Here is a 5,067-nt window from a genome sequence, read left to right as displayed (position 1 = left end):
GTCAGGGGCGGGAGGCGGGCGGCGTCAGCTGCGCCGCCTCCTCCAGCGCGGGCAGCGCGGCCGCGATCGCTCGGCGCTGCGCCGGCGTCAGCTCCGCGAGCACGGCCGACACGGCGCGGGCGCGGTCGCTGCGGGCCTCCAGGAGCAGTCGCAGGCCTGCGTCGGTACCCGAGACGAAGAACGACCGGCCGTCCTCGGGGTCGGGCGAGCGCTCGACGAGGCCGCGTCCCTCCAGGTCGGAGATCACCCGTGTGATGGTCGGCGCGGCGACGATCTCGATCGCCGCCAGTTCGCTCGGCCGCAGCGGGCCGCGGCGCACGATGGTCGAGAGCGCCGACAGCTGGCCGTGGCTCAGGCCGCCGGTGGAGGAGCGGATGCGGCGGTTCAGCCGGCCGATCGCGAGGGCCAGGCGGCCGGGGACGTCGTCGTCCTCGGCCGTCGGCCGTTCCGTACCGTCACGCTCGGTTCGCACCGACTTCCTCGCCTTCGTCGCTGGTCGACCGCGCGGGCGCCGCGGTCTCCCCATGAACATACTTGGCTCCGCCGAGGAACGACGCCACGGCTCCGATGATGCTCATGATGGCGGCCGCCCAGAACACGACGACCAGGCCGTCGTGGAAGGGACCGGAGATCAGCTGCGGGAAGAACTCCTTGCCGACGAGTGTGGCGCCGTCCACCTTCGGGCTGTCGAGGATCCCGGTCGGCCCGAGGAGGCTCTGGATCGGGTTGTAGCCGAGGAAGGCGGCGAACAGGCTGCCGACCGGCGGCGTCTGCCCGATCTGCGCGGCGACCGTCTGCGGCACCCCGTGCGAGGTGAGACCCTGGGTCAGCGCGGTCGGGAGGCTCGTCGACAGGCCCGCGATCATCAGCGAGAAGAAGATGCCGATCGAGAGCGAGCTTCCGGCGTTGAGGGCGACGCCCGCCATGCCGGAGGCCGCGCCACGCTCGTTGGCGGGCACGCTGTTCATGATCGCCGTGCGGTTCGGCGACGAGAACAGGCCGGAGCCGACGCCGTTCAGGCCGGTCAGCACCGCGAACTCCCAGTAGTCGAAGTTCACCGGGATGAGCAGCAGCCCGATGAAGGTGGCCGCGACCAGCGCGAGGCCGACCGTCGCGAACGCCCGCGCGCCGAACCGGTCGGAGAGCGCCCCCGAGATCGGGCCGGCGATGAGGAAGCCGATCGTGATCGGCAGCATGTAGATGCCCGCCCACAGCGGCGTCGACTCGTAGCTGTAGCCGTGCAGCGGCAGCCAGATGCCCTGCAGCCAGATGATCAGCATGAACTGGAGGCCGCCGCGGCCGATGGAGGCGAGGAGGCCGGCGAAGATGCCGGACGAGAAGGCGCGGATGCGGAACAGCTTCATGTCGAACATCGGCGACGGCACCCGGCGCTCGACCAGCACGAACGCGACGAGCAGCAGGATGCCGGCCGCGATCGCGCCGATCACCCACGGGTTGCCCCAGCCCTGCGAGCTGTCGTCGTAGGGCTGGATGCCGTACGTGATGCCCGTGAGGAGGGCGACCAGGCCGATGCCGAAGGTCGCGTTGCCGAGCCAGTCGATCCTCCCCGGGTTCTTCTGCCCGACCTCGTGCAGCGACTTGTACGACCAGATGGTGCCGATGACGCCGAACGGCACGGACACGAAGAACACGGCCCGCCAGTCCACCTCGGCCAGCACCCCGCCGAGGATGAGGCCGATGAAGCTGCCCGCGATGGCGGCGACCTGGTTGAGGCCGAGCGCGAAGCCGCGCTTGTGGGCGGGGAAGGCGTCGGTCAGGATCGCGGTCGAGTTCGCGAACAGCATCGCGCCTCCGACGCCCTGCACGAATCGCCACGCGATCAGCCACAGCGCGCCAGGTCCGCCGGTGAACGGGTCGAGGCACAGCGCGATGGCGGCGACGGTGAAGATGACGAAGCCGAGGTTGTAGATGCGCACGCGCCCGAACTGGTCGCCCATCCGGCCGAACATGACGACGAGCACGGCGGTGACGAGCATGTAGCCCATCAGCATCCACAGCAGGTAGGAGACGTTGCCCGGCTCGAGCGGGTTGAGCTCGATGCCGGTGAAGATCGCGGGCAGCGAGATGATCACGATCGACGAGTTGATCGTCGCCATGAGCATGCCGAGCGTGGTGTTCGAGAGGGCGACCCAGCGGTAGTGCGGGTGGTCCTTGGTGAAGATGCCGGAGCGGGGCACGGGGAGTACGGGTCCTTTGCGATCGATCGTCGCGCGACGCTGCGCAAAGCGGGGCGGGCAGGTTGTTGCGGTGGGTTAACTATATGCCCGTGCTATGGAATTCGGGAGGGTGGGCTGCGTAAGCGAATCGTTGCAGCCGTTTCGCGGCCGGTCCGGCGGCCGCGCCTCCTCCGTAGCGTCGGGGTCATCACCGACGACCGACCCGAAGGAACACACCATGACGTCCACCCACGTCCGCCGGAGACCGCGATCGCAGAGGCGCGCGATCCTCCCGCTGGGCGCCGCCGTACTCGCCGCCGCCCTGCTCGCGCCCGCCGTCGGCACTCCTGCCTATGCGGAGACCGTGGCCGGAGGCCCGCTCGCCGCGGTCCAGGCGCCGACGGAGGAGGGTGCGGCCCCTGCTGCCGACCCGGCGCCGGCGGAGCCCGCCGAGCCCGCGCCGAGCGAGCCGAGCGAGCCCACCGACCCGGCACCAACCGAGCCGACCGAGACGACGGACCCGGCACCGACCGAGCCCACGGACCAGGCACCGGCCGAGACCACCGACCCGGCGCCCACCGAGCCCACCGACCCGGCGCCGACCGACCCGGCGCCGACCGACCCGGCACCCACCGAGCCGGCGCCCACCGACCCGGCACCCACCGAGCCGGCGCCGACCGACCCGGCACCCGCTGAGCCCGCCGACCCCACTCCGCCGGTCTTCGCCGCGACGACGCCGGTGCCGGGCGGGATCTACTCCATCAACGAGACGATCACGGTCGACTTCTCGTGCTCCGACCCCGAGTCCGGTGTCGAGAGCTGCGAGCTCTACGACCCGCTGCGGCACACCAGCGTCGGGATCGGCGAGCAGATCCAGTTCCCCGCCGGCTCCTACGAGTGGATCGGCACCGTCGTCAACGGCGCGGGCATCGAGACGGTCCAGCGCATCCCCTTCACGTTCGCCTTCCTCGGCGAGGACACGACCGCGCCGACCGTCGCGACCGACTTCATCACTCCACCCACGGGGTGGACCTCGCGCGGACAGGTGACCTTCGTGGCCGACGACGACGAGTCGGGCGTCAAGGAGCTCACGGCGACCAACGGCACGATCACCCGCTCGGACTGGTCGCCCTGGATGTACTTCTCACTCGAGGAGGGCGAGAACGCGTTCGAGTACTGGGCGGTGGACCAGGTCGGCAACGAGAGCGAGCACAAGACGCTCGTCGTGTGGGCCGACCACACCGCACCGACCCTGACCATCGACGAGATCGGACGCCCCGGGCCCGACGGCACGCGGCTCCTCGACGTCGGCGAGGCCGCGCGCTTCGGATACGACGCGGAGGACGCGCTCTCGGGCGTGTGGACCCGGACGAGCACCATCCCGGACGGCGAACCGATCGACACCTCGAAGGATGCCGTCGTCACGCTCACCGCGACGGTGCTGGACCAGGCGGCCAACCGGACCGAGCGCTCGGTCACCGTGGTGATCGGCGACCCGCAGCCGCCGACCGAGCCGACGGATCCGACCGATCCCACCGACCCCACGGACCCGACCGACCCGGCCGATCCGGCCGACCCGACCGATCCCTCCGGCCCGGTCATCCCGGTCCCGAACGGCCAGGGCGGCCCGAACGGTCCCGTGACCCCCACCAGCCCGATCATCCCGGCCGGTCCGTCCCCGGTGCGCCCGGCCGGTGCGCTCGGTGACCCGCTCACGTCCGACGCGTCCGCCGAGCTCGCGCAGACCGGTTCGGAGGTGCCGTACGGGGCGCTCCTCCTGATCCCGCTCGGGATGGCGATCCTCGGGGCGATCGCGATGACGCTCGGCTCGAAGCGCCGCGCGACCCGCTGATCCTGGCGCGAAGGGTCGGCTCCGCTCCCGCGGGGCCGACCCTTCGTCGTGTCCTGACCGTCGCCGCGCCGACCGCGCGGCTCTCGGCAGAATGGAGACCGATGTCCGCCTCCCCCGCCTCCGACCTGCCCGCCCTGCTGCGCGCGAGCGAGCTGAACCTCGCCGGCCACGCCGCGCTCCTCCACCAGGCGGTGCCCGGAGCGACCGTCGCCCGCTTCGGCGACTTCCAGGTCGCCGACAGCGGACTGCAGCACGACACGTACAACACCGTCTCGCGGGCCGCCTTCGAGCGCGGCTTCACCGCCCAGGACGTCGCCGTCATCGGCGACCGGGTCCGCGCGACCGGCCGACCCTTCTCGTGGTGGGTCGCCGACGAGGCCGCGCTTCCGGAGGCGATGGCGCTGCTGCCGTCGGCGGGGTTCCATCCTGGCGAGACGGAGGAGGCGATGGCCGTCGCGATCGACGAGGTCACCCTCCCCGCCTCCACCGGGCCCGCCGAGGTCCGGCGGGTGCGGACGCGCGACGACCTCCGCGCCTACGCCGCCGTCCTCGCCGCGAACTGGGACCCGCCCGCGACCGAGGTGGAGCGGTTCCTCACACTCGCGAGCGGCTCCCGCGGCTGGGCGGACGACCCGCGCAGCCGCTTCTACCTCGCCCTGCTCGACGGTGTCCCGGTCGCCGGGGCGGAGGTGTTCCTCGGCGCGGGCGTCGCCGGCGTCTACGGTGTCGCGACCCTGGAGGCCTACCGCGGACGCGGCCTCGGCACGCAGCTGATGGCGGCGGCCCTCCGCGGAGTCCGGGACGAACCCGTTCCCCAGGCACCCGCCCGCTGGGCCGTGCTGCAGGCGACCGAGGACGGCGGCTCGCTCTACCGGCGGTTCGGCTTCCGAGAGGTCGGCACCTGCACCGAGTTCGCGTTCACGGGGTGATGTCGTCGCGGCCGGGGGGCGGGCGCCCCCCCCCCCCCCCCCCCGCGCCCCCCGCCCCCCCCCCCCCCCCCCCCCCCCCCCCGCCCCCCCCCCCCCGCCCCCCCCCCCC

General features: G+C 72.7%; 4 protein-coding genes. 2 read left to right on the top strand and 2 right to left on the bottom strand.

All coding sequences use genetic code 11. The features are described from left to right. Position 1: 1 nt before the first annotated feature. Complete coding sequence (locus ACR9ZG_RS17825; RefSeq protein ID WP_481286186.1) at positions 2-472, bottom strand: MarR family winged helix-turn-helix transcriptional regulator; 471 nt, start codon at positions 470-472, stop codon at positions 2-4. Beyond that, complete coding sequence (locus ACR9ZG_RS17820; RefSeq protein ID WP_481286185.1) at positions 456-2,198, bottom strand: MFS transporter; 1,743 nt, start codon at positions 2,196-2,198, stop codon at positions 456-458. Before ACR9ZG_RS17820 ends, ACR9ZG_RS17825 begins: the two co-directional genes overlap by 17 nt. 217 nt (positions 2,199-2,415) lie before the next feature. On the opposite strand from ACR9ZG_RS17820, the gene ACR9ZG_RS17815 reads away from it, so the two are divergent. Together ACR9ZG_RS17815 and ACR9ZG_RS17810 are read left to right on the top strand one after the other, a co-directional pair. Beyond that, entirely contained in the window at positions 2,416-4,029 is a 1,614-nt protein-coding gene (locus ACR9ZG_RS17815; protein WP_481286184.1) for a hypothetical protein, read from the top strand. A 101-nt stretch (positions 4,030-4,130) separates the two neighbouring features. Further along, a complete protein-coding gene (locus ACR9ZG_RS17810; RefSeq protein WP_481286183.1) occupies positions 4,131-4,958 on the top strand; it encodes a GNAT family N-acetyltransferase in 828 nt (275 codons plus the stop codon). The last annotated feature ends 109 nt before the right edge of the window (positions 4,959-5,067 follow it).

The organism is Leifsonia sp. KNZ12-8B, assembly GCF_056755495.1.
The sequence above is the reverse complement of the archived record's forward strand: the minus strand, read 5'-3'. Positions and strand labels throughout refer to the sequence as shown.

Bases quoted from the DNA above. Each gene is read 5' to 3' on its own strand.
- ACR9ZG_RS17815 (WP_481286184.1), top strand. From the start codon at position 2,416: ATGACGTCCACCCACGTCCGCCGGAGACCGCGATCGCAGAGGCGCGCG.
- ACR9ZG_RS17810 (WP_481286183.1), top strand. From the start codon at position 4,131: ATGTCCGCCTCCCCCGCCTCCGACCTGCCCGCCCTGCTGCGCGCGAGC.